The sequence below is a fragment of the Streptomyces sp. NPDC004539 genome (genome assembly GCF_040610055.1).
Taxonomy (GTDB): Bacteria; Actinomycetota; Actinomycetes; order Streptomycetales; family Streptomycetaceae; genus Streptomyces.
Window position 1 is genome coordinate 294,571 of sequence record NZ_JBEXLS010000012.1, and the last position, 24,456, is coordinate 319,026.

General features: G+C 67.5%; 23 protein-coding genes and 2 pseudogenes. 13 read left to right on the forward strand and 12 right to left on the reverse strand.

The features are described from left to right. Positions 1-24 precede the first annotated feature (24 nt). Together ABZX85_RS25585 and ABZX85_RS25590 are read left to right on the forward strand one after the other, a co-directional pair. Positions 25-2,124 (forward strand): hypothetical protein, encoded by a 2,100-nt coding sequence (locus tag ABZX85_RS25585; RefSeq protein ID WP_355872884.1) that lies wholly within the window; start codon positions 25-27, stop codon positions 2,122-2,124. Continuing rightward, a complete protein-coding gene (locus ABZX85_RS25590; protein ID WP_355872887.1) occupies positions 2,124-2,843 on the forward strand; it encodes a helix-turn-helix domain containing protein in 720 nt (239 codons plus the stop codon). The genes ABZX85_RS25585 and ABZX85_RS25590 overlap by 1 nt, the downstream gene beginning before the upstream one ends. 34 nt (positions 2,844-2,877) lie before the next feature. Here ABZX85_RS25590 and ABZX85_RS25595 read toward each other — a convergent pair whose 3' ends face one another. Continuing rightward, entirely contained in the window at positions 2,878-3,510 is a 633-nt protein-coding gene (locus tag ABZX85_RS25595) for a hypothetical protein (protein WP_355872890.1), read from the reverse strand. Positions 3,511-3,711: 201 nt separating this feature from the next. Beyond that, a complete protein-coding gene (locus ABZX85_RS25600) occupies positions 3,712-4,299 on the reverse strand; it encodes a hypothetical protein (RefSeq protein ID WP_355872954.1) in 588 nt (195 codons plus the stop codon). A 644-nt stretch (positions 4,300-4,943) separates the two neighbouring features. On the opposite strand from ABZX85_RS25600, the gene ABZX85_RS25605 reads away from it, so the two are divergent. The 4 genes from ABZX85_RS25605 to ABZX85_RS25620 all read left to right on the forward strand — a co-directional run bounded on the left by ABZX85_RS25605 (position 4,944) and on the right by ABZX85_RS25620 (position 8,278). After that, entirely contained in the window at positions 4,944-5,207 is a 264-nt protein-coding gene (locus tag ABZX85_RS25605) for a helix-turn-helix transcriptional regulator (RefSeq protein WP_355872892.1), read from the forward strand. A gap of 172 nt (positions 5,208-5,379) precedes the next feature. After that, a complete protein-coding gene (locus ABZX85_RS25610) occupies positions 5,380-6,240 on the forward strand; it encodes a DUF6083 domain-containing protein (protein WP_355872895.1) in 861 nt (286 codons plus the stop codon). After that, positions 6,237-6,719, forward strand: coding sequence for a hypothetical protein (locus ABZX85_RS25615; protein WP_355872897.1), 483 nt, complete (start codon positions 6,237-6,239; stop codon positions 6,717-6,719). The genes ABZX85_RS25610 and ABZX85_RS25615 overlap by 4 nt, the downstream gene beginning before the upstream one ends. Beyond that, positions 6,716-8,278 carry a UvrD-helicase domain-containing protein gene (locus ABZX85_RS25620; RefSeq protein WP_355872900.1) on the forward strand — a complete coding sequence of 521 codons (1,563 nt, stop codon included), beginning with the start codon at positions 6,716-6,718 and terminating at the stop codon, positions 8,276-8,278. The genes ABZX85_RS25615 and ABZX85_RS25620 overlap by 4 nt, the downstream gene beginning before the upstream one ends. A 265-nt stretch (positions 8,279-8,543) precedes the next feature. Here the strand turns inward: ABZX85_RS25620 and ABZX85_RS25625 are convergent, their stop codons facing one another. Together ABZX85_RS25625 and ABZX85_RS25630 are read right to left on the reverse strand one after the other, a co-directional pair. Next, positions 8,544-8,984, reverse strand: a complete 441-nt coding sequence (locus ABZX85_RS25625) for an FGGY family carbohydrate kinase (protein WP_355872903.1) — start codon at positions 8,982-8,984, stop codon at positions 8,544-8,546. Between the two features lie 273 nt (positions 8,985-9,257). Continuing rightward, positions 9,258-10,145, reverse strand: coding sequence for a helix-turn-helix transcriptional regulator (locus ABZX85_RS25630; RefSeq protein WP_355872906.1), 888 nt, complete (start codon positions 10,143-10,145; stop codon positions 9,258-9,260). A 224-nt stretch (positions 10,146-10,369) separates the two neighbouring features. Here ABZX85_RS25630 and ABZX85_RS25635 point away from each other — a divergent pair, with 224 nt between their 5' ends. The 3 genes from ABZX85_RS25635 (at position 10,370) to ABZX85_RS25645 (ending at position 12,050) form a co-directional block, all read left to right on the forward strand. Further along, positions 10,370-10,690: a carboxymuconolactone decarboxylase family protein gene (locus ABZX85_RS25635; RefSeq protein ID WP_355872909.1), complete on the forward strand. Its 321-nt coding sequence runs from the start codon at positions 10,370-10,372 to the stop codon at positions 10,688-10,690. A gap of 71 nt (positions 10,691-10,761) precedes the next feature. Further along, on the forward strand, positions 10,762-11,196 hold the full coding sequence (locus ABZX85_RS25640) for a cupin domain-containing protein (RefSeq protein ID WP_355872910.1): 435 nt from the start codon (positions 10,762-10,764) through the stop codon (positions 11,194-11,196). After that, positions 11,193-12,050, forward strand: coding sequence for an aldo/keto reductase (locus ABZX85_RS25645; protein ID WP_355872912.1), 858 nt, complete (start codon positions 11,193-11,195; stop codon positions 12,048-12,050). Before ABZX85_RS25640 ends, ABZX85_RS25645 begins: the two co-directional genes overlap by 4 nt. A gap of 189 nt (positions 12,051-12,239) precedes the next feature. Here ABZX85_RS25645 and ABZX85_RS25650 read toward each other — a convergent pair whose 3' ends face one another. Together ABZX85_RS25650 and ABZX85_RS25655 are read right to left on the reverse strand one after the other, a co-directional pair. Next, on the reverse strand, positions 12,240-12,626 hold the full coding sequence (locus tag ABZX85_RS25650; RefSeq protein ID WP_355872915.1) for a hypothetical protein: 387 nt from the start codon (positions 12,624-12,626) through the stop codon (positions 12,240-12,242). Between the two features lie 83 nt (positions 12,627-12,709). Then, complete coding sequence (locus tag ABZX85_RS25655) at positions 12,710-12,895, reverse strand: AAA family ATPase (protein ID WP_355872918.1); 186 nt, start codon at positions 12,893-12,895, stop codon at positions 12,710-12,712. 1,264 nt (positions 12,896-14,159) lie between these two features. On the opposite strand from ABZX85_RS25655, the gene ABZX85_RS25660 reads away from it, so the two are divergent. After that, positions 14,160-15,569 carry a cytochrome gene (locus ABZX85_RS25660; protein WP_355872920.1) on the forward strand — a complete coding sequence of 470 codons (1,410 nt, stop codon included), beginning with the start codon at positions 14,160-14,162 and terminating at the stop codon, positions 15,567-15,569. Positions 15,570-15,738: 169 nt separating this feature from the next. Here ABZX85_RS25660 and ABZX85_RS25665 read toward each other — a convergent pair whose 3' ends face one another. After that, positions 15,739-16,437 carry a response regulator transcription factor gene (locus tag ABZX85_RS25665; protein ID WP_355872923.1) on the reverse strand — a complete coding sequence of 233 codons (699 nt, stop codon included), beginning with the start codon at positions 16,435-16,437 and terminating at the stop codon, positions 15,739-15,741. Positions 16,438-17,061: 624 nt separating this feature from the next. On the opposite strand from ABZX85_RS25665, the gene ABZX85_RS25670 reads away from it, so the two are divergent. Next, on the forward strand, positions 17,062-17,865 hold the full coding sequence (locus tag ABZX85_RS25670) for a ribonuclease domain-containing protein (protein ID WP_355872926.1): 804 nt from the start codon (positions 17,062-17,064) through the stop codon (positions 17,863-17,865). 76 nt (positions 17,866-17,941) lie between these two features. Next, on the forward strand, positions 17,942-18,478 hold the full coding sequence (locus ABZX85_RS25675) for a barstar family protein (protein ID WP_355872928.1): 537 nt from the start codon (positions 17,942-17,944) through the stop codon (positions 18,476-18,478). 371 nt (positions 18,479-18,849) lie between these two features. Here ABZX85_RS25675 and ABZX85_RS25680 read toward each other — a convergent pair whose 3' ends face one another. From ABZX85_RS25680 to ABZX85_RS25700, 5 genes and pseudogenes are all read right to left on the reverse strand, one after another. After that, positions 18,850-19,263, reverse strand: a complete 414-nt coding sequence (locus tag ABZX85_RS25680) for a hypothetical protein (protein ID WP_355872931.1) — start codon at positions 19,261-19,263, stop codon at positions 18,850-18,852. Between the two features lie 399 nt (positions 19,264-19,662). Then, positions 19,663-20,739, reverse strand: coding sequence for a hypothetical protein (locus tag ABZX85_RS25685; RefSeq protein ID WP_355872934.1), 1,077 nt, complete (start codon positions 20,737-20,739; stop codon positions 19,663-19,665). An 885-nt stretch (positions 20,740-21,624) separates the two neighbouring features. Continuing rightward, a pseudogene (locus ABZX85_RS25690) lies at positions 21,625-21,767 on the reverse strand (IS481 family transposase); the annotation flags it as partial. Between the two features lie 181 nt (positions 21,768-21,948). After that, positions 21,949-22,773, reverse strand: coding sequence for a hypothetical protein (locus ABZX85_RS25695; RefSeq protein WP_355872936.1), 825 nt, complete (start codon positions 22,771-22,773; stop codon positions 21,949-21,951). Positions 22,774-23,003: 230 nt separating this feature from the next. Then, positions 23,004-23,674 (reverse strand): annotated as a pseudogene (locus ABZX85_RS25700) (IS5 family transposase); the annotation flags it as partial. Positions 23,675-24,041: 367 nt separating this feature from the next. Here ABZX85_RS25700 and ABZX85_RS25705 point away from each other — a divergent pair. After that, the gene (locus tag ABZX85_RS25705) at positions 24,042-24,299 is read left to right on the forward strand and encodes a VOC family protein (protein WP_355872939.1); all 258 of its coding nucleotides are present in this window, start codon (positions 24,042-24,044) and stop codon (positions 24,297-24,299) included. Positions 24,300-24,456 lie beyond the last annotated feature (157 nt).

Here is a 24,456-nt window from a genome sequence, read left to right on the forward strand (position 1 = left end):
CTCCAGGCCCGGACAAGGATCCCGATGGACGCACAGAGCTACAACACCGCTCTCGCCGACCTACGAGGCGTGCGGGACGCGATCAGGAAGGCCCGAGCGCAGCTGGTGAAGCTAGAAGCCGACCGGGACAAGCAGATCGTCCGGCTCGCCGGGCACGCGAAGGCGTCGGCGGAACGAATCGCCCCGGCGGCCGGACTGAGCGTGGCCGACGTCGTCGCCCTGGCCCCCTCCCTGGCCCCCGACAACCTCGCCGTCAGCGACGCCCCCCAGCCGCAGCCCACCCCCGAGACGGCCGCAAAGCCCCCCGCGAAGCTCACGCCCCAACCGCAGCCAGCAGCAGCCGCAGCGGGCACAGCTCTTCCGCAGCCGACCGTACCCGCCCCGACCACCGCGAGTGCGGCCCCTGTCGCAAAGCCACCCGCAGTCACGGACGCACCGCGCGCACTGCCTTCCATCCCCGAAGGCGACCCGGGCAACGCGTGGTGCACGCACACCTCCAACCTTGTCTCCACCCGCCCCAACTTCACCCAGCAGGCCCGCTCCACCGTCTTCCTCGACACCACCACCGGCGTCCTGGTCCACCGCAACCAGACCCACCGCCTCGACCTCGGCAGCAGGTCGGCCGCCGACATCCTCACCGCCGTCTTCCACGCCATCCCCGAGGGCGCGGAGCGGATCTACATCACGGCCGGCGACCCCTGGCACCGCGACGCCGACCGCTACCCGTACCTCCGCGACGCCGTCGCCGCCTGGCTGAACGCGCCCATCCCGGGTTGGCGCACCGACACCGGCCGCGGACGCGACCGGATGGCCGGCCACTTCGTCCACGCCCGCAACCCCGTCGGCCGCTACCAGCGCGAGAACGGCGACAGCCACGTAGAGATCCGCTCGGTGGGGGAATGGTTCGACCTCGACGGCGACGACCCGCACACCGTCCGCGACGCCTTCGTGCTGCTGTGGCAGGCCCTGCGCCGCCACTTCAGCGACGCCGTCCTGATGGGCTCTCCCTCCCAGACCGGCCGTGACCTGTGGACGCGTACCATCCCCGCCCGCGGCCAGCACGCCGACGGCTTCCCCGTTCTGTCGGAAGAACTGCGCGGCCTGCTGCACGCCACCGCAGGCCAGGGCCGCAACGAACTCATCACCCCACCGCGCATCCCCGACCAGCTGCCCCAACTCGTCGAATACGACCGCACCTTCGCCTACGCCAAGCACACCTGGAAGTCCCCGGTCGGCACCCCCCGCCGTATCACCGCGACCACCTTCGCCGCCTGGTCGGAGAAGGAACAGACCCGCGCCTTGTACGGGTGCGGGCACTGGCAGGTACGGGTCACGGTCCCGGACTCCTGGAACCACGTCGGCCTGCTGCCTGCCCCCGCACCGGGCGAGCGCGCCTGGCACTACCCGGCCGAGCCCGGTACCACCTTCACCACCTGGGCCGGCGGCCCCGAAGTTCACACCGCCCTGACCAACCCCATCCACCCGTGGAAGATCGAAATCCTCGACGGCATCCTGTGGGAGGACGGCAAACCGCTGGACGACTGGGCCAAGAAACTCAAGGAGACCTGGACCAATCTCTCCGCCCAGGCCCACTTCCGGGGCGATGCCCAGCAGGCCCGCGCAGCCCACCTCGCCTCCCGTGCGGTGCGGTCCATCCTGCTGTACGGCATCGGCTCCTTCGCCCAGCGCCCCCGCATGGTCACCGGCACCACCCCCCGCAGCATGGAGCGCGACGTGCCCCCGGACGCCGAGATTATCGGCTTCGACGACGAGTTGATCACCTGGCAGAAGCCCACCGGCTTCAGCCGCGACCCCAACGCTCACCCCGAATGGGCCGCCGCCATCTGGTCCGGCGCCCGCGCCGCCCTGCTCACCCAGCGCCACCGCGACGACGACACCTACGCCGGTGCCCTGCACACCGCGCCCGGCACGGTTGTCGCCTTCCGTACCGACGCCCTCTACCTCACCCAGCCCCAGAACTGGCCCTACCACCACCAGCCCGGCGACTACCTCCTGCGCGGCCACCTCACCGGCCCCGTCACCGCCCCCACCACCGAAGAAGAGCTCCTCACGCTCCGGGACGCCGGACGTGCCGCCCTGACCACCAGCGGCCAGGAGGCCTGATGCCGCCCCGCCGCCGCAACCAGCCCGGGAACCAGAGGCAGTTGAACGAGGCCGCCCGGCTTGCCGACCGGCTCCAGCAGGCCGGCTACACCAAACGGGACATCGCCCGCATCATCGACCGCGACCCCTCCCTGGTCTCGCAGTTCTACACCAAGAACAAGGGTGCCGCTTTCGTCCCCGCCCTGCGGCAGGTCCTGGCCGCCGTCGAGACCGGCGGCATCACCGACCTGCCCGAACTCACCGCCATCGCCGCCCGCCACATCCACCGCCGCACCACCGCCTCCGGCGCCCGCGCCCGCGTCCGCGGCAAAGCCGTCCTCATCACCCCCACCGGATCCGGCAGCGGCCGCGTCGGAGCCCAGGCCATCGCCTCCGGCTCCGCCCGCCTGCGCCCCCTGATCGCCGAAGCCGCTCGCCGTGGCCTGCGCCTGGCCTTCACCGTCCGACTGGCCAAGACGGGCTACCTGCACCCCTCCGGCAGCCGCACCGACTCACCTGGCATCCGCCGCGACGTCATCCAGCGCGCCGACCACACCGAGGAACGCTCCTACGGCTCCGCCCAGACCGGCGGCTTCGACGCCGCCGACTTCGCCCGCCGCGTGGATGCCGCGGGCGGCGACGTCACCGCCGCCGTGCACCAATGGCTCGTGGAGACCGGACGCATCCGCCCGGACGCCCACATCATCCACCTCGAAATCCGCACCTGGCGCCCCCGCTGACAGCGCGAGGGGCAGCGCCACCCCACACAGGCTCTCAGCGGTCAGCGTCTTCGGACTGCGCCTCGGCATCAGAGGCGCCCGCCGACTCGGGTGCAGGAGCGGTGTAGAAGACGGACTTGCCTTGCTTGGTGCGCTCCGCCTGGCTCTTGGCCACGAGCCCTTCGAGCGTGACCCGCACGACCTTGGTCGCGATCTGACGCTCAGGGTGGGCCTGGCCGAGCGCCTCAGAGATCTCCGCAGCGGAGCGAGGTTCCTTCAGCTCGAGAAGGTGGCGGCGGATGAGCTCGACCAGGGTGGGCTGGGCCGCCTTCGGGGCCCCCTCCGTCTTGGCCACGGGCTTCTTGGCTGCTTCCTTTCCCGGCGCGGTGGTGGACTTCCGTGTCCTGGGCTTCCCGCCGCGCGCGGCACCGGCCTTCTGCCGGGGAGAGGGCACCGCTGCGCTTTCGGGCTCTGCCGCAGGCTCCGCCGGCGCTGTGGTGATGCCCAGCGCCTGCTGCATGTTCACCAGCACAGTGTGGTCGTGCTGCAGGGAGGCAAGCTGCTCCTGCAGGGAGGCGATCTCCGCACCGAGACGTTCCTGCTCCTTGGCGTTGCGTTCGAGGTCACCTGTCACCTGGGCGGCGTACTGCGATGTCAGTTCAGAAGGGGGAGTCGTTGTCTCGGGCATGGTGCTGACCTTTCCTCTGCGAATGACCGTGCTGCGGGGCGGCACCGCAGGAGGGTGATGCCCCTTGTGGACGAGGTGCCTTGCGGCCCCGTATGGCGCGGCAAGTGCCGCAAGATGCCTCGGCGTACAGATGGTACGGACAAACAGCGCCGGTTGTTCCGGCCATGTGGTGTCCTCTTGCCCGGGGGCAGTCCCAGGACGTCATGCCCTGTACCCGTAAGGCAGTACGGCGGGACGTGTCCGCGCCTGCGGCTGGGGCAGCTGCCAGACCACCTCGTCGGTCTCCCGGCTGTGATGCCATGCCCCCAGGGTGCGTGTCGTCACGAGCCGGTCGAGGAGTTCTGTCGTCTGCTGCGGCGAGTGCCCGCACAGGCGGGTGAGGATGTCCATGTCGGTGCTGTGTTCGGCGCGGGCGCAGGTGTGCGCGGCCAACGCGAGAGCGGTCAGTCGCAGCGCGGGCGGTGCGGCCGGCAGGACCAACGGCGTGGGCCGCAGCGCCCAGGCGGCGGCGCGGCGTCGTGCGCGGCGGCCGGGCGCCTGCTCCAGCAACGCGGCATCGAGCAGTCGCGAGCGCACGGGCAGCGCACGGAAGTCCGGCAACTCCAGCCAGCCCGCATGGGCCAGCTCCAACCACAGTTCGCGGCTCCCGCGCAGGCGCATGCCCCGCAACAGCCCGGCCGGCAGCCGGACATGACCGCCGGTGTCGGCGCGCAGCGCGCACTGGAGGGCCAGCAGCCGCGCGGCGGGGGAGGCGAACCTGGGCAGCGCGGCGGCCAGGTAGGTGAGCATCTCCTGCACGCGCAGCCGCTCATCGGATGCCGCCGGCTGCGCCTTGGCAGATGTGGGGGGCGCCGGGCAACTGGCAGGCCGCGGCCTGCGGGGGCCAAGGACGGTGTCCGGCACGACGGCCGTGAGGCTGGTCGCTGCCGCGCAGGCAGCGCAGGCATCGGCCAGCCGCCAGGTGCGGCCGCTGTGGTCGCGGGTCAGGGCGAGCAGAACAGGGCCGGCGCAGCCGCGGTGGCGCGGATGCCATGAACACCCGCGCTCCCGGCACTGGCAGGTCCTCAGATGTCCTGGGAGCACATCGGTCCTGGCGTGACAGGCCAGATGCGCCAGGACGGCGGACCGCGCGGACGCGGCCCTGAGAGAGGGGTGCGCGGTGCAGTGAGCACAGACAAGACTCGGCCCGCCCGCCCGTGAGCGCAGTTCCACCGTCCAGATACGCCGCACTGTGACGTGCGCACCGGCAAGCCTCATCGGCTGGTTGCCCTCCTGTCGTTCAGCGCCGCCGTGGCCGGTGCGCTCCAGCGGAGGCACCTGGGACGAACGCACGGTAGTGCAGATTCCCACACCGTAATGGGCGGCCTCCACAGAGACCGAAAGTGCAGAAATTCGCACTGACAGGGCAGGTGTCTGCACCGTCGGATGATGGGGTGCCGATCTTGCAGCCCGATCCCGACCTCACCGCCCTGCGCGTAACGCTGGCGCGTCTGAGGAATGACCGCGGCTGGACGTTCGACGAACTCGCCGACCGCAGCGGTCTGGCCCGTCGCACCGTCATCGACCTCGAACACGGCCGCGCCGCAGGCAACATCACCACCTGGCACGCCCTCGCGCACGCCTTCGACGTGCCCATCGAGGAACTGCTCGGCGCTCTCTGCGGCAACCACACCCCGCCCGGTTCGCACGGCACCTGAAGACCCGCCCGCTCCCACCGCCTACGGCACCGACAAAATCACCCGAACGGCAAGCAGTCCTCGAACATGCAACCGCCCGCCGGATCGCATGTTCGGAATCATGGGGCCAGTCGGGGGACATGACACCCGCCGCATGTCCCGAGGACGAACGCCGCCTGGCACGGTCCCCGCCATGTGCCCCAACCGCACCCCCACGGGCCGCCATTGGGACGGCAGCCCACGCCACCTGCACCCACGCCGTCCCCTCCAGGTAGCCGCAAACAGCCCCAGCCGCCTGCTGCGTCACGGCCAGAGCGGCCGCTGCCGCCAGTGCGGCAACCGCATCGACCTCTACCACCGCGCCGACCAGCGGCCCATCGCCCTGCACCCCGCCGAACTAGCTGCCGCCCAGGTCCCCGAACCCTGCCGCTGGCACCTCAGCAGCGGCATCGCCCACCCCCACGGTGACGGCAGCGCCTGGTGCCGTATCCCGCACGCCGTGCTCTGCCCCCGCCGCACCCCCCTCTGCCGAACCAGCCCCTACCTCGACGCGCTCCGCCGCCAGCTCGCCCTCCGCACCCGCCGCCTGACCGACACCGGCGCCTTCGCCCCCACCCCGCCCGCCACCGGTTCACAGGCCGCCGACGCCGGCAGCCCCGCCCGTCCCGTCGTGCAGCTGCTGCTGTGCCGCTACCTCGCCGAGCACTCGGTCGAACGCATCCGCTGCGTGGCCCAGACCCGCCACCGTCACCGCTGCCCCCACCCCGTCCTCCCCCCTGCCGGACCCACCGGCACCTGGAGACTGCTTCCCACCGGACCTCGCCGCGGTCAACTGACCCTGCCCGACGTCCTGATGGCCGTCTACGACCTGGGCAGCCTCCCCTACAGCGAGCAACTGCGCTGGCGCGCCCAACGCTGCCCCCAACACGCCGTCGCCCCGGGCGCCGCCGATCTCGCCCTGGCCGAATGGCAGCCCTTCGACCCACTCCTGCACGCGGCACACATCCGCACCCGCCTGCCCCACCCTCAGGCCCGACAGCTCAGAAACAGGTGACAATGCCGCACCACGCCCTGGAAATCGCACTGACCCGGCCCCTGACGGCGGCCGAACTCCGTCACGCCGCCCAAGCCTGGCCGCTCGCCGCCAACCACGACTCCACCCGCCTCATGGCCCTCGCGGACGGCAAAACCCCCGAACGGGCCACCCACCGCCTGCGTAAACGCCTCACCGTCCGGCTGCCCATCGACGTGATCACCACCCACTACCCGGACGCGCACGGACACATCCTGCTTGACGTCGCCTTCCCGCCCGCCGCCCACACAGCCCTGAAACGCAACGCCCGCCGTGCCGGCCTCACCCCCGAGCGCTACGTACGAGAGGCCCTCCACCGTGCCCTGGCCGAGCACGCCGACCGGGAGACCGACCGACTCGACCTCGCCGTACGCCACCTCCTCGCCAGTACCACCCCCGCGCACCTGCTGTCCGCCGTCGGACACGCCCTCGCCCGCCCACTGGAAGGACCCACCCCGTGAACCCCACCGACGAACAGACGGCCGCAGCCGACGCCTTCCACGCCGGCGACCACCTCGCCCTGCAGGCAGGCGCCGGCACCGGCAAGACCACCACCCTCACCCTGCTCGCCCGCACCACCACACGCCGCGGCCGCTACCTCGCCTACAACCGCGCCATCGCCCAGGACGCCACCGCTCGCTTCCCGAACACCGTCCAGTGCAAAACCGCCCACGCCCTCGCCTACGCCGCCGTCGGCCACCGCTACCGCAGCCGCCTGAACGCACCCCGCCGCCCCGCCTGGAAAACCGGACAAGCCCTCGGCATCACCAAAGCCATCCGCATCGGCGACCGCGACGTAACCCAACGCGCCCTCTCCAACGCCCTCCTGCGCACCGTAACCCACTTCTGCCACACCGCCGACGAGAAGATCACCCGCCACCACGTGCCGAAACTGCGCGGCCTCGAAGACACCGGCATGCACCGCGAACTCGCCACCCACCTCCTGCCCTTCGCCCGCAAAGCCTGGAACGACCTACAAAACCCCGACGACGGCGCCGTACGCTTCGACCACGACCACTACCTGAAGATCTGGGCCCTCACCCAGCCCAGAATCGACGCCGACTACCTGCTGCTGGACGAGGCCCAGGACACCAACCCCGTCGTCGAGCAAATCTTCCTTGCCCAGCGTGACCACACCCAGTTGGTCATGGTCGGCGACTCCGCCCAGGCCATCTACCACTGGCGCGGCGCCAAAGACGTCATGACCGGCTTCGACGGCACCCAACTCACCCTCTCGCAGTCGTTCCGCTTCGGCCCCCAACTGGCCGAGGAAGCCAACCGCTGGCTGCGCCTGGCCGACGCGCCCATCCGCCTGACCGGAGCCGAGACCGTCCCCACCGAACTCGGCTTCGTCGCCCAGCCCGACGCGGTGCTGTGCCGTACCAACGTCGGCGCCATGGCCCAGGTCATGTCCCTCATGGCCACCGGACACCGGGTCGCCTTGGTCGGGGGAGGAGACAGTCTGCGCGCTCTGGCCCTCGCGGCCCGAGACCTGAAAGAAGGCCGTCGCACCCACCACCCGGAACTGATCCTCTTCCCCAGCTGGGGAGACCTGCAGGACTACGCCTCCCACGACCCGGCCGGCCGCGACCTCCAACCGCTGGTCAACCTCGTCGACACCCACGGCACCGACGCCATCCTCACTGCCGTCACGCAACTCGCCCCCGAACCACATGCCCAGGTCACTGTCTCCACCGCCCACAAGGCCAAGGGACGTGAATGGCCCCGTGTGCTCATCGCGGACGACTTCACCCGCTCCAAGGACAACCACGCCAGCGATCAGACGAACACCCCACCACCGCCCGACCCCATCGATGACGCCGAAGCCCGCCTGGCGTACGTAGCCGTCACCCGAGCCCGCCAACGCCTCGACCTGGCAGGCCTGTCATGGATCCACAGCCACCCCGACGGCAACCCTGCCCCGCGGCTCCACACCTCGCTGCGCACGGCGCCGCCGGTCAGCCGGGCCGCCCCGCTGATCCGCAGCTTCGAGCAGAGCGCGTCGACGTGCCAGCGGTGATTGAGAACGGCACCTTCCATCAGAGCCCGCAACAGGTGACCGCGCCCGTGCCATCCGCGCAGACTGAGGAACGTCCCGGGTGTGGGCCCTGGGTGCGGGGAACCGTAGACAAAGGGGTGGAACAACACCTGCGAAGGACCGTCCAGGTGCGCCTCGACCTCCCGGCCCAGCATCTGGTGGACGTCGTCCCGGTGCTCGGCTGGCGCGCCCGTGACGCGCAGGAACCACTCCAGGTTCGCCACCGAGGCGGGTGAGGTGGACATGGTCATCCACTGCCCCGGCGGACGAAGTGCCGGACCTGCCAGCGCGGATCGGCGACAGGGCGCTCGCTGACCACCTGGTTGATGCTGTACGACCCGGCGATCAGATCCGGCGAGTAACCGCCCCGCCGCAGGTCGGTGAACGAGGCACTGGCGTCCGTGGGATCGGTGGCCACCGCGCCCGTCAGCCTCAGCCAGTCCTTGCAGGACAACAGCCAACGGGCCTGTTGAAGCACTGCCGGCTCGTGGCGGGCGAGCAGGGCGGCCGGGGAACCCGCGAAGGGAACCGTGCCCGACAACTCCAGTGCGCGGGACCAGATTTGCGTGCCCCGCCACTCCTCCAGCACCGGTTCGGCGCGCGTGTCCATCGCCACGATCGCGGCCCGCACGGGCAGACCCCGCTCGTCGACGGCGTACAGGCCGTCGCCGTGCCCTGCCAGCCCCACCGCGGCGACCGCCCGCCCCGCTGGCGGCTATCGAGATGTCCCCGGTGGCGGCCAGATGATTCCCCGCCCTCGGGGCGGTCGGGTCAGCTGAAGGGCTTCACTCCCTGTCCGCTGGTGGCCTGGGCGAGCCGGTAGCTGTCACCCTGGGTGACGACGGTCCTTACGCCGGATCGGGGCAGTGAGTGCGAGCAGCGGGTGCGGCTGTTTGTCCGACTGGGCCGATGCGCATCCGAGGCTCGCGCCGCTGGGCTGGCCTGCTGTCGTGTGCCTTCGTCAGGAACGGGCGGGGTCTTCGTGGTGGGTCTGTTCCCCTTCGGTGGCGGCCCAGGAGGCGAGCAGTCGCAGGGCGTCGTGGTCCGGGGTCCCGGGTTCGGCGCCGTAGGCGGTCAGGGTGAGGCCGGGGTGGGCGGGCAGTTCCATGGCGTTGAAGTCGAGGCTGAGCTCGCCGATGGCCGGGTGGCGGAAGGGTTTGCGGCCGGTGTGGTGCAGGCGCACGTTGTGCTTGGCCCAGGCGGCGCGGAACTCGTCGCTGCGGGTGACGAGTTCGCCGATCAGCCTGGTCAAGTCGGTGTCGCCGGGGGCGCGGCCAGCTTCGGTGCGCAGCAGTGAGACGGTGGTGTTGACGGAGGCGTTCCAGTCGGGGAAGAAGTCGCGGCTGGTGGGGTCGAGGAACTGGAAGCGGGCGATGTTCACGGGGTGGGCTGAGCCGGTGAACAGTGGGGCGTAGAGGGCGCGCCCGAGCGGGTTGACGGCGAGGATGTCGAGGCGACCGTTGCGGATGAAGGCCGGGGCGTTGGTCATGGAGTCCAGGACGCGGGCGAGGCTGGCCGGGACGGCAGTCTTGGGCTTGCGGGCGGTGCGGCGCGGCGGACGGCGGCGCTGGGCAGCGGCCAGGTCGCGGAGGTAGGCGCGTTCGGCGTCGTCGAGCTGGAGGGCCTGACTGAGGGCGTCGAGGACTTCCTCGGAGGCGCCGGCGAGGTGGCCGCGCTCCAGGCGGGCGTAGTAGTCGATGCTGACACCAGCGAGTAGGGCGACTTCCTCGCGGCGCAGCCCGGGCACTCTGCGGTTGCCGCCGCCGAAGGCGGGCAGGCCGACCTGCTGGGGGGTGATTTTGGCACGGCGGGTGGCGAGGAACTGTCGGATCTCGTGGGCGGTGTCCATGCCGATCAGGTTAAGCGGGGTGGAGCAGAGCTGGGGGGGTCTGTCAGTACCTGTAATAGCAGTGCCTTCCGTGAGGCTGTGAGCTGCGGTTTCCTCGATGGTGGCAGCGATGCGGTCTGGTCCCGAAAGGCAAGGCAATGCGCCTGCGGGTGCCTGCCGGCCCCGGCTGGCCGAAGGTGAGCAAGACCGCATCCTCGTGTTCATTCCATCGCAGGGAGTCACCTTTGGCGAAGCAGTCCGCGCCCCAGGAGCTGGCCGGCATCGCGCCCAAGCTCGTCGAGATCACCAATGAAGTCCTGTTTCAGGATGTGTGGGAGCGTCCCGGGCTTGCCCCGCGGGACCGCAGCCTGGTCACTGTGAGTGTGCTGGCCGCCCTCTACCGCAGCGAGCAGCTTCCGTACCACTTGGGTGTGGCCCTGGACAACGGGCTCACGGTGGAGGAGCTGTCCGAGGCGATCACGCACCTGGCGTTCTACGCCGGATGGCCCAACGCCATGACCGCGATCACACAGTTGAAGAAGATCGCCGACGAGCGTTCCGCCTGATCACCGGCGCGAGCAGCGCAACGATGCCCCGCACAGTCAGCAGGGCGTGTTGAATCAAAGGAAGGAACGAGATGCCTGTCAACGGATTTGATCAGATTTTCCCCCTCGGGGAGAAGAACGACGCCTTCGCGGAGTACTTCCGCGGTCAGAGCTACCTGGCTCCGCTCGCCTCGGGGAGCGTTCCCGTCAGTAACGTCTCCTTCGAGCCGGGGTGCCGCAACAACTGGCACATCCACCACGGCACGGGCGGGGGCGGTGACCAGATTCTGCTGTGCACGGCGGGCAGCGGCTGGTTCCAGGCCGAGGGCGAGGATCCCGTCAGCATGGAGCCGGGAACAGTGGTCCGCGTTCCGGCGGGCACGAAGCACTGGCACGGCGCGAAGGCCGACTCGTGGTTCTCTCACATCGCCTTCATCACGCCGGGCGAGGACGTCAGCAACGAATGGCTCGAGCCCGTCACCGACGAGGTGTACGGCGCACTGCCGAAGAACGGAGCGAACGCATGACCATCCTGGACGAGACCTACACCCTGTCCAACGGCGTCGAGATTCCCAAGCTGGGGCTCGGCACCTGGTTCATCGACGACGACAAGGCGGCTGACGCGGTCCGCGCAGCCGTGGAGATCGGCTACCGCAACATCGACACCGCCCAGGCATACGGCAACGAGCGCGGCGTCGGCAAGGGTGTGCGCACATCGGCAGTGCCCCGCGACGAGCTGTTCGTCTCGACCAAACTCGCTGCGGAGATCAAGGACTACGACCAGGCGATCGCCGCGATCGACGGCTCTCTCGAGAAGCTGGGCCTGGACCGCATCGACCTGATGCTGATCCACAGCCCGCAGCCGTGGGACGACTTCCGCGGCGGCGACTACGCCCAGGGCAACCGCGAGGCATGGCGTGCCCTGGAGGACGCCCACCAGGCCGGCAAGATCCGATCCATCGGCGTCTCCAACTTCCAGCAGCACGACCTCGAGAACATCCTGTCGAGCGCGACCGTCGTCCCGCACGTGAACCAGCTGCTCGTGCACGCCGGCAACACCCCCTCCGACCTCCTGGCCTATTGCGCGAGCAAGCAGATCCTCGTCGAGGCGTACTCGCCGATCGCCCACGGCGCGATCCTGCAGAACGCCGAAGTGCAGACGATGGCAGGCAAGTACGGCGTGTCCGTCCCCCAGCTGTGCATCCGCTACACCCTGCAGCTGGACGCCGTGTCGCTGCCCAAGACGGCGAACCCCGAGCACATGCGGTCCAACACCGAGGTCGACTTCGAGATCTCCGGCGATGACATGGACGTCCTGCGCGACCTGCGCGACGTGGACTACGGCGAGCACAGCGCCTTCCCTGTCTACAGCGGCAAGTGACACCACATGAGAGCCGCCCCGCGCGCACGGGTGTTGCCCGGCGTTGAATGTGCCGATGAAGGCGGCGTTCACGATGCCCTCGAGGTGTGACGACGACGCCCCGCCGGCAGGGGTGCGGGCGGGGCGGTGGTCGGCGAGGTGTCGTTCTCGTCGGCAAGGTGCCGGTGGTTCAGTCGCCGACCACCTCGCTCACGGACGCGCGGGCGGCGGCGTCGTCGACGAGGTTCTTGCCGGTGGCGAACGCGGCGACCAGGGGCCTGCAGGGGACAGGTTGTTGACGGCCCGGGGATAGCCGCGCGAGGTCGTGTGGATCAGTGTGAGGGCGTCCTCGGTGAACAGCTGGTCCGCCCTTTCGGCGATCTTGAGGTGGTGGGCGACGTAGCTGGCTGTCTCGCTGGAGGTCATGCCCGGCATCGTGTAGCGCAGGGCGGTCCGCTGCTCCAGGGCCGCGAGGACAGCGAGCTTCATGGTGCGTCTGAGGGGGCGATGGCCGACCAGCAGGCAGGACAGCGGCGAGTCCTGGTCCATGCCCTGGTTGGTCAGCATGCGGATGGATTCAAGCTGTTCGTAGGACATGAGGTGGGCCTCGTCGACCACGGGGACGGGGGTGCGTCCGGGCTCTTCCCGCTCGGAGAACAGGGCCCTTCCGGTCTGGATGGTCAGCCTGGAGCCGAGGTTGGGGGGTGGGGGGGCTGTCCGAAGGCGTTCACGATCTGCTCGTGGATGCCGCGGACCCCGATCATCGGGTTCGGTATGCAGATGACGCTGTATTTCGACGGGTCCAGGGCGTCCAGGCAAGTGCGGACGGAAACGGTCTTGCCGGCGCCGACCTCGCCGGTGACCACGCCGATGGAGCGTTCGGCGATGCATCAGGTGATGCGGGCGACGGCCTGGTTGTGGGAGTCGTGCCGGTGGAGGATGCCGGGCGCCAGGTTCCGGCCGAAGGGCATGCGCTCGAACCCGTAGTGGGCCTCCTCTGAGATGAACGAGCCCTCAGAACAGCGGGGAGATATCTGGCCGCCGCTGGGGACGTCGCGTCGGCCATGAGTGCGAGGGACATCTGGCCGCCACCGGGGATTACAAATGGCCGTTGACACTCGACACTTCCAAGCGTGAAGAACGGCGTTCCACTATCTCAGGAACAAATCAAGATCAGCGGTCTGGTGAACCGCCCAGGTACAACATCAAGCTCACTTCAAGGTGACCCAGACGTTCGCCAGAGAGTCAGTGGGCACCCGAGCATCCCCAGTGGCAACGATCTTGCCCTGGCACATGCTGCCGTTGCTGGTCTCGAACTGGTAGATCTGGACGTGCTCACCCACCGACGCAGTCCCGCCAGCCCCCTTCCATGTAGTGGCCGAGGAATCCACCCCGTGGACCCAGTGCCTGAGCTGCGACCCGTCGCTGGAGGAGACCGTTACGTCGAGGCAGGCACCCGTGTCCCCCTGAGGGTTCACCTGTGCGTGTACCAAGGCCCTGATGCTTTTCGTCTGAACCACGCCCGCCGCCTGCGCGTTCGTGGCGCCGAGTACCACGAGAGGCACGGCCATGGCACATAGCGCCGCACCTATCAGTCGCCGTCGCGCAGAATGTCCAAGAGCAACCACAACGCCTCCCACAAGCGTGATCCCTTTTTGTGAAGGTCCAGGTAAGCGCCTGGATCCTGAAGATCAGATTAATCCGGCACATGTTTGCGGGAGGTAAGGTCCAGTGCTCCTTTCTCGATATCGTCGCGTGTCGGTCTGTGATCTACGTTCAGGTGGTGCGGCCGTGTTCCAAGTGGAGCAGGGCGAGGGCGGCCCGATGCGGGTAAGGGCGGCTGGGTCGAGGCTGACCCGTGCCGTGCCTTGGAGGTGACCTTCAGCAGGTCGCACGCTCCGCCATGCCGTGCCCATCACAGATCACCGTGCTGAAGCCCGGGCCGGCTCGGCGAGTTCGCCCCGCGGGCTCCTTGACGCGGGAGCGGAAGCGTTCAAGGTGGGGACGCGACGGCGGGCCGGTTGAGGGCGTCGACCAGGCCGTGGGCGCGGGCGCTGCCGTCTCACCAATACTTGAATCTTTAACCTATTGTAACTGTGTGCGCACGCGTCACCTGCTATATGTAGTCGCATGGACGGGATCGAGAGCGCGCCACCAGGCAGACCCACGCTTGAGTTGCTCCCTGTGGAGCCACTGCTGACAGCCGAATTCGACACCAACCCCCATGATGTGTACGAGCGGCTGCGCAGCAGGTTCGGTCCCGTCGCACCTGTCTCTCTGCTGGGCGTTCCCGTGTGGCTGGTCCTCAACTACAGAGAGGCCGTCGAGGTAGTACGGAACGGCATCCTCTGGCGTCGCGACATCCGGCACTGGAGGGCACGGAACCAGGGCCTTCTGCCGCCGAATTGGCCGCTCCTGGCCGGGTACGAAGTTCGGCAGATGATGTTCATAGACGGTGAGGAGCACCAACGTGCTCGTCTGACACATCACTCCGCGCTTCAGCTCTTCCAGAGCTGGGACGCACCGCAGGGCCGGGACCTGCAACTGACTGTTCGCAGTTGCGCGGACGAGCTCATCACTACTCTTGCCGAAGAGTCAGGTCCCGCCGGATTCGTCGACCTGTGCGCGCAGTACACCAGGCCACTGCTCCTCATGGTGACGGCGAAGCTGTTCGGGTTCCCGGGCAATCTGAGCGACGAGTTGGTGATGGACCTATGGCGCATGCTCGACGGAGGCCCCGCGTCCGGTCCGGCCACCGGCCGGGCTCTCACGGCCATGACACGTTTGTCGGCCTATCGCCGGGCCAATCCCGGTGACGACCTCCCGTCGCACATGTTGAGAGCGAACCCACGGTTCTCCGATGAACAGCTCGGGCGCGAGTTGTTCATGAATGCCGTCTACCTCAATGACATCACCGGCTCCATGGTGCTGAACACGCTGTTGGAGGTCCTACGCGGCGATGACTCTGTGCGTCGCAGCGCATCGATCGGGCTGATCGGCGAAGCGATCAATCGAGTGGCGCTGGTCAACCCTCCGACTGCAAACCTGTGCTTTCGCTTCGCTGCTCGAGACGTGCACATGGGCAATTTCTGGATACGGTCCGGCGACCCGGTCTCAGTCTCAACAGCGGCCGCTCACCAAGACCTCCTGACGATCAGTTCGTCCAGGTCGTTCTCCTCCGAGATCAGCACGCGGGCTCACCTGGGCTGGGGGGCGGGCCCGCACCAGTGCCCGAGCCATGCCCGAGCATTGGCGGGCATGATCGTGAATACGGCAGTAGCGCGGTTCCTCGAACACTTCGCCAAGGCGGAACTCACGTTGCCTCCCGATCAGTTGCCGTGGCGCTCCGGCCCAGTGGTACGCGGTCTGCGACTACTTCCAGTGCGCTATGAACTGCGTGGAATGACACGACAGGCCACTCCCTCAGCCCGACGTGACGGCAGGACCACCAGCGCGGCACAGCATTCGGCCCCCTCCGGCTGGACATCCAAGAAGTCACTGGCACTGCTGCGGAGACTGATGTCGGGCCGCCGAAGATGACCTCCCACCTCGACTCCCGCCGATGCCGCATACCGACACCAACAGGAGTCCGGAGCAAAGGATGCCGTCGGCCACGCCCTGACCATGGTCGCGGTGTTCGGCGATGTCGGACCAGGTGACGACGTCCACCACGCCATGCTCGGCATTGCCCGCCTGTGCAGCCTCGCCCTCACCGGATAACCGAGCCAGCCACGCCCCGGGCACCCGCATTCGCATCGCCTCCAGGTGTGGCAGATATGGCCCCGATCCACCGCAAGACCGCGTCTGTGCTTCCCCGGGCATCAAGCTTGGCGTAGATGGCGCTGAGGTTATTCCGAACGGTCTTCTCGCTCAGCTGCAGCCTCAGCCCGATCTCCTGGGCGCCTAGACCGGTTGCCAACAGGCCGATTACCTCTCGTTCACGCGGCGAGAGCAGTGCTCGCAGCCGCTCCGTTGCCTGGCCGCTCGCCGACGCCCGGCGGGTGACCTCTCTCAGGGCAGCGCAGGCGATTGGGGAAAGGTACGTGTACCCACGGGCAGATGCCGTCACCGCCGAGGACAGTGTGTGGCAACAGTAGTCACCCTCAACCAGATAGCCGGCTCCGGCTTGAAACACCTCAATGACCGAGTCAGTGTCCCGGCAGGGACTGATGACGATCACTGGCACCTCGGCGCTCGTCTGCGCGACCTGCAGCTGAGAAAGGGAAGCCGCCGGCCGCTCGCTCCTCAGTAGGAGTGCGTCGACCCTCTCAGGGATGCGGAAAGGTGGGGCCAGATGCACTACCCGGCTCACGTATGGGTCGTCCGGAGTCGGCCAGTCTTCATGCGGCCACTCACCTTCGATACATGCAAGGGCGACGGAGAGCCGCTGAGCGCGGTCACTCTTCACGGGGTCCTTCCTTCCCACCGGGTTCCAACGCTCACCCTGTACGCGACCAGGCCTCTACTTGTTCAAACTTTCAATAGATTCCTTGCCGGCTCCTTCCCGGCAACCGCGGCGAGTTGAGGCAACACTTGCCGCGCGAACTCATCGACGGCGGCCTCGCGTAGACGCGATCGGCACAGCACCTCATGCGCCTGCCGTCGCGCGGGATGCGCTTCGCCAAGAGCTTCTCCGGTTTGGGTTGTGCACGTGTCTGTGACCGGCTTGCGGCGAGACTCGACAAACCCAGCCCGGCCAGACCGCCGGAGAAACCCCTGTGCGATCTGCGGCGCAGTGCCGGAGAGGCACCACCGAGAGCACCGTTCCGCAAGGTGCGCGCCCCTGCAAACCCCTGTCTCGCTATCGTCGAGACACTCGGATGATCGACAGGATTCCTGATATTACTCGGCGGTCGGGACGTTTGACTCTGGTGAATCTGTGCGGCTCCTGAGAACACTTGCGAGCGCACCATGCGATCACTCAGTGATCCCACTCTGCACGCGCCATCCGAGTGGCCGTCAGATGACAACCCCCCCGCTGTACGGAGTGACTTCGACACTCCGGCACGGCTTCATGCCCGAGGAGTCCCGCATGACCATGGAAAGAACACCAGCCCCCGCACTTGCGCGAGACAGGCGCCACAAGCGCCGCTCCCGCTGGCTCAGCGGGAAGTTTCTGGCGCTGTTTTTGGCCGTTGCGACGGTTCTGGGTGGCATCACCCTCCTGACGACCGAGTCGCAGCAAAAGGCGAGCGCCGCCGTCGACGACGGCGGCGGCTTCAGCTTCCCCGACCGCCTCAACGAAATGGTCGCTTTCTGGGGCGCCAAGGCCTGGCCGACGAACAAGGCCACGTCTTCCGAACAGGACCAGAACGGCAACACCGCGTTCATCTACCGCGGCGGCAACTACGGCGACCGGGACGGTCAGCTCACGGCATACATCCAGGCCAACTTCCCCAACGCGGCGACACCCACCTTCAACGAGTACGACATCGATTTCCGGCCAACCCGGCGAACGCAGCGCAACGCCGATCGAATCGTCCGTGATTCCACCAATGGTTTCATTTTCTACACCGGCGACCACTACGCCAACTTCCACCTCTACGCCTACCAGAACCTCCCCGATGTGGACGACGCTCAGCCGAGCGTGCCCGACAACACCTTCACCGTCGAAAACTCCCTGGCGCCAGTACCGGAGGAGACCGCGGGCGATCCGCCCGCTGGCGGCGACCACGGTGGCACGCCGGACCCGGTCACCTTCGTGCCGATCGAGGATCCGGACTTCGAGGTCGAAAACAACGCCCCGCTGGGCCAGGCCGACGAGGTCGGTGACCAGATCTACGCGCAGTGGGGAGCCTTCCTGCTCGGTGCACTGGCTCTGATCAGTCTCGCCTGACATGCGGGAGGTTCCGCGGTGTCCTCTGCCGCGGAACCCTCCGTAAGTCCCGTACTTCAACGCCGAGGAGTTCCTCATGCATTGGCTGCGACTGACAGATGAGAAGACTCCATCGGAAGCGGATCGTGCCCTGATCGCCGGCGGTCGTTGCCGCACTGAAGGGGAGCTCTTCTCCGAATGGGCTCAGGCCCTGGGGTTTCCCGCCTACTTCGGCAGGAACTGGAACGCCTTCTATGACTGTCTCTCGGAGATTTCTCTCTCGTACTGCGATATCGACGGGCCGCCTCCCGCGCAGCCACTGGCGATCCTGGTCGAGGATGCCTTCCTGCTGCTCGCCGACGCGGACCCTCGAGCCTTGGAAAGCCTGCTGCGAGCGGTCGCTGACGCCGCGAAAGTCGCCGACGATGATGAGGACGCCAGCCTATACCGCGACGGCTTCCGACTCCGTCTGATCCTGCACGACACTCCCGACCGTCTCCTCGTCCTGACTCGTCGCATACAAACCGCCCAGTCGCGCGCCGCCAAGGACACCGTTGGCGAATTCGGTGGCGGTCGCCAAATAGCCTTGCGTCGGCGGGATGATGGTGGGAACGGCGTGGGGGCGCGAGCGTGAGGTGATCGAGATGTCGCTGCGTCCACGTCCGCCGGATGAGGCTACGGCACAGACCGCCGAGGTGTCCCGGTTGGCATTCCTGAATGGCTGCCTTCCAATCGGGTGCGCCATCGGCGGCGGTTGAGCAGCTCGGACTCCACTCGGGACTCCATCAGCGGCGCGTTTCCCTCGGCGTCCCCGACGGTGCGGTCGAGGCATCGTGCCAGCCTCGAGGAGGTGGGGGTTGAACGCGAACGACGTGTACCGACCGGCTGCATGCAAATGATGAATCAGCCCGCGTCCAGCGGGAGTTCCGGTACGGTTCCGTCGCCACAACGCCATGTCGAGACGAGGACGAGCCTGGCCCGGTTGCTGGTGGCCGCGGACCGCGTCTACTGCTCTCCCGAGTGTCGGCACAAGGCGTTCAACAGCAGCGAGTACCACGAGCAGCGAACCTGCCCCCACTGCCAGTAGCCCGTGACCGTCGCCGCTCTGCTGGCCACCTGAAGCGCACGTCCTCCCATGCCCACCGATAGATCCTCGACACTGGCCGCGTTCTCCCGGTGCGGCACCGCACGGCGCGGCCCGACCGGCTTCCTCGGTGACACCTCGCCGGCCACCACGGCGGACGCTTCGTCCTCGGCCAGCGCCTCCAGATACTGCTCCAGGCCGATCACCCGGCGCCTGAGAACCTCGTTCGCGTCCGCCAAGTCCGTCCGCACCCGCACCAGTTCGGCTTCGATCTCCTCCACCCGCACCGCAGCGGTCTTCCGCCGGGCTTCCAACACCGCCCGCATCGACGGCATCCGCCACCCCACACCATCCCGACCGGCAACGGGCCGAGACTTCCGCGGCAGCCGCAGTCTCATGTCTGACCAGCGGAATCCACGCACGAGGTTCGGAAAGAGAACGACCTCTTACTTGTCCAACCTGCCAGTCCCGAACCCTGTCGCCAAATGACGAGGGGGTCTGCAATCACGCACTGTCTGGTCGACGGCCGGACCATGTTCGCAACCAGGAAGTGGACTGGCGGCCGTTATGACGAAGGATGCAAAGCCCCGCGGACGCGTGTGTGATCTCAGCGCGGCATACGAGCCAACCCTGGGCAAGCGGAGAGTTGACCGGCACCTGCTGAATCTCGGGGCAGCCTATCCGGGATCGAAGTGGCCCCCGTATGTCGGGGGCCACTTGTTTAGCCCTAAGGGTCAGGGTTGATCGCCCCTGCATCGGTTGATCGCGCTGCAACCTCGGTTGTACTCGTTCGCGGCGGTCGACACGATCAAGTCCGTGTTGTAGCCCCAGTGGGCGTTCGGATCACGAGCAGGGTCGTACTCGACTCGGGCCCTGACATGGCGCGGATTAGGAATGAAGCGGTCAAAAGTGAATGTAGGCGCATAACGGCTGTTGATGCGCCCGTCAAGTGTGGCCTGGGTCACGCGGTACGTGCGTACACCGACGATCGCATAGTTCGGAATGTGCCGGACGTAGGCCCATTCGTCCTGGCTTCGGTACGTGTTGGCCGCGTCGGGACGTTCCGCACGAAGCTGGTCGGCGACATACAGCGCATTCCTCGCCCATGTCGGATCGATCACGTAGACGAAGCTGTGCGTGACGATCTCCCCGCGCAGACAGCGCTCCATCAGGAACTGGCCGAGCCCCGGAATCATGCCGTAGAACGCATACCGGCCCGTCGAGCAGCTTGGTTGTGCCACCACGCGAGTCAGCGCGACCAGCCCCTGGCTCCGCGCGAAACTCTCCGCCACGGTACGCGTGCCGGTTGTCGAGACGTAGTTGCTGTCCATGTGGCGTTCCCCGCCATGGACATGCGCGACGAGATCGTTGTTGTGCCCCCGTGCCGTGAAACCGTCTCGGAAAATCTCCTCCGGCGGGCGGGAGTCCCCCCTGTAGAGGTCACGAGGGAATGAACGCTGCGGATCGATGTCCGCATTGTGCAAACTGGGGCACCACTGCCCGCCGGACCCGGAGGCGGAGCCTCCCGGGCAGGGAGGGCCGGCAGCCTCGGCGCTCGGCACCAGGCCGAGCGGGACGAGCAGGGCGGCGAGCAGCGCCAGCATGAGCGCGGACACGCCCGATGCGATCGTGAGCCTGCTCTTGCGGTGCGCCCCGGTCCTGCGGGCAGGTGCGGGCGGCGATTGCTCGGTGGCTCCCCAGTCGGGGGCCGCCGTCACGTCTGGGTGGGACATCGCTTTGTTCTCCAGCGGTTGGCGTGCCGTGATCCGGCTTGGCCAGCCGAGCCTCGCAGCGAAAAGATTGACTAGCATGTCCGTTTTGCCGACTTAATCAATTCCGGTCGGCACGGCCGGTAGACCGCCACTGCGTACCGTGGCTCTCATCAACACCACACCCCGGGCGGAAACCGGATACGCCGCATCTACGGCACACCGTGCTGCGCTTGCTGGGTTCGCTCCGTGAACCGCAGGTGCCCGAGGCCTTGCGCGGAACGACGCCGTGATGCGGCGCCGCCACCGCTACCTCACCGTCCTGATCAACGCCCTCACCCGGAGCGGATCGACGTGCTGCTGCCTGGGAGGCCACCACGCTGGAGGTATGGAGCCCTCCAAATGCCGTGCGGGTAACTGACCGCTGGCACTTGTGGCACTGTCTATGTGAGGCCTGTCGACAGGGGGGGGCAAGGAGCACGGATCCTACTGGGCACCTATGCCCGGGCGGCAACTCCACAACGGCCCCGGGCGCAGAGCACCCTTAAGAGCCGGCATCAGGCCCACGACCTGGTCGACCGTGGGGCGGCTGCTCGAGTGCGCCCGTCTGCAGCTGGCCCTGAACACCGTCAAGCGCTACGCCCGCTCCGAACACCTTGAGCAGATGCCGGCTGCCCAAGTACCGTCCCACTCCCGTCGCTCGCCCCCTACAGCGACCACCTAGCCGACAGTCCGGTGGTGTGCGTAGCGGCGGATCACCTGGCCGGTGGGCCGGGCCCATGAACGCGAGCCGGATCAGGCCGTGCCGGACGAGGAAGTGGTGCACGATCGACACGGCCAGGACCAAAAATCCGGGGAGGTGGCGCAGCCTCTTGTGGCCACCGGTGTCGTGAATGGCTCCACGGAGGCGACTCGCGGTGGGCCCCACTTCGTGAACACCGAAGATGGCACGCCGGGGCCAATGAACGTCGCCCCCACTTGATGCGTTTCCGCCTTCCGGCGGCGGATCCACTTGTGGGTCGGGGCAGGTGAGATGCCCGTGCTACATGTGCAATGGGACGGCCCGCGCAGACCCGTTCGGCGCGCAGTCGCCTGTCGGGAATGGTCAGCCGGTCAATTCGGTAGGCCACGAAGGCCTCCGTGCGGTGAAGACTCGACTCCTCCACCGCACGGGAGGCCCTCTCCATGATCAAGCGGTATCAGCGTCAATAACGCTCGTGATCAATGCACTTCGCCCGTGAGGGCGGTCAAGGGTGTTTCCCGGCGAGGGGCCTGCCCCGTCGGGAAACAGCCGGGCGTGTGTGGGCCGTCTCAGCTGCGACAGTCTGCGGCGCTGTTCACGCCCCGGTCACGAGCGACTATCTGGCCGCTGGGTGTGCCGTCGGAGTTGAGCACGTTGCCAACGGCGTCGTAGTACGCGCCGTAGGAAACGATCTCGTTGTATCCGCGCCCGCGCCAGGAACCAACCTTGGTCTTGCCCCACCTGTACTCGTCGACGTGGAAGACCGGGTTGCTGCGGACCGTGCGCATCACAGGGCGTTGCGACAACCACGCCTTCCTCCGCGGGGGAACGCTGATGCCGGTGGTCCTCGACCACTCCTTGGCCTTGGCGTACGACCAACTACGGGTGTAGCTGGCGCCCGCCTGGAGCGACAGGACCTTCTCGATGACGTTCCATTCGATACCGACAGAGACCGAGACGCTGTTGGTCGTGGTGCTGGTGGTACTCCCTCCTCCCCGTATGTCCTGGTTCATTGTTGATCTGGAGCTGCAGTTCACCAGGGTGTCGCTGATCTGCTTCTCCGGACCGTTCCAGGTCCAACTGGACGACTCGGGGTAGGAGCAGTACCCCTTGAAGGCTTCCCAGGGGTGCCGCAACGTGGTGGAGCTGACGTTGAACATCTGCGCCCACCTGGTCTGTGTCACCTTCTGGAGCTCACCGGTCTGGACGTTGATCAACCAATACGAGCGAGAGGTGGAGCCCCCGCAGATCGACAACATCAGCTTGTTGGCGTCGAACGGCTCGGCTCTCATGATGTCGGTGGCGGCGCTGGCGGGCGAGACACATGTCAGCACCGAAGCCAGGCCCAGTGCACCGGCGATGCCGGCCCGCTTGATCGAGCTCCTGGATTTCATCTGTTCTTCTCCTGCGTCTGAGGGGCGACGGTCAATCCGGAGGCGCAGCACGCACACGAGCGCCCCGCGGTCGTCTTTTCCGCAGGACATCACGCAATTGTCCTGGGACTCGGCCGAGTCTTGGGGCGCTGGAGTTGTCTATCAACCCAGGTCGGGGTAGTAGGCAATCTTCCCGAGGTTGTAGGCCACACCCACTTGGCGCCATTCCGTCTCTTTGGTCATCTGCGTGCTCAGATGAGGATGGCGTCGAGGTGGAGTGCGGCCTGGTAGGAGATGGTGAGTTTGTCGGTGCGCATTGCCAGGCCGCGCCACTGCTTGAGGCGGTCGATGCAACGCTCGACGGTGTTCCGCTGCTTGTAGGCATCTGCGTCAAAGCTCGGTGGCCGGCCGCCGAGCGGTCCGCGCCGTTGCCGGTTGCGCACTTGGTCCCCTGGTTGCGGGGCGACGACCGCCCGGACGTGCCGTTCACGCAAGTGGGAGCGGATCGCGCGGGAGGAGTAGGCCCGGTCCGCGATCACCATGTCCGGTCTGGTGCGGGGGAAGCCCACACCCGGTGCGGGAGACCCTGCGCCAGGCCATCACGGCGGTGAACGAGGGTGCGTCACCAGGCTGTCCGGCAGTGACCGTGATGGCCCCCAGAGGCTGGGCGTGAAGGTCGCTGGCCAGGTGGACCTTGGTACTCAGGCGGCCGCGGGAGCGTCCGAGGGCGTGGTCGGCGGGCTCTCCATGGACCAGTTCACTCTTTGCGGGCTCCGGCGGCGTGCTGGTGGGGCTCGGTGGAATCCACCGAGGCGGTCCAGCCGATGTCGTCGCCGGCGTCCGCTGCGGCCAGGACGGCGGCGAAGATCTTCTCCCCCGTCCCGTCGACGGCCCACCGCAGCAGTCGTTTGTGCGCGGTCTTTGGGTACTTCCATGCGATGGCCTCGAGCGCGGACCACCAACCGGACAAGCGCATCCGATCAACCGCTCAGCACATCACGGAGACAGGCCTCCGTACTCCAGCCGTAGATCATGATCTCGTTGGGGTCCGTCTTCAGGCGGGTCCCGGCAGCGCGGCGGAGATGAGGGGAGGCATTCAGCCTGGCCACAACGGGCGTGGGCTCGGCCGGTCCTATGCAGAGCAGTCCGGAGTGTTCGGTGAGACTTTGTGGATGGAACTGCATCTCTCCCACATCGTCATGCGCTAACGCAGACCCGGAGCGGCTCGCGGCCTTCTGTCGGACATGGTCGGCGTCTAGATCAAGACGAGATGGAGGCAGTACGTCATTTTGGGTCCGGACGGCGTACCAGCACTTGTCTTCCAACGTGTCGGCGAGGCCAAAACGGGCAAGAACCGCGTGCACGTCGATCTGACCGTGGCGGATCTGGAGGCAGCTACACGTCATCCCTTGGCCCTTGGCGCCCTTGTTGTCGATGAGACGATCGAAGACGGTGTCACGGCACGAGTGATGGCCGACCCGGAAGGCAACGAATTCTGTCTGGTCCGATTTCCGCCGAACCAGGGTACGTCTTCAGAGATCACCTAGTGATGGATCATGACGGGTGTGCTCATGAACTTACGGATCGCGAGTGGGAGTCACTGAGCTCTTTCAGCGTGGCCACTGATTCCCAATCAGGTTGTCAAGTGGCTGTGGTGACATGCGGTGAAGGCGTCATGTCGCTGCGGCACCGGCGCGGGCAGCG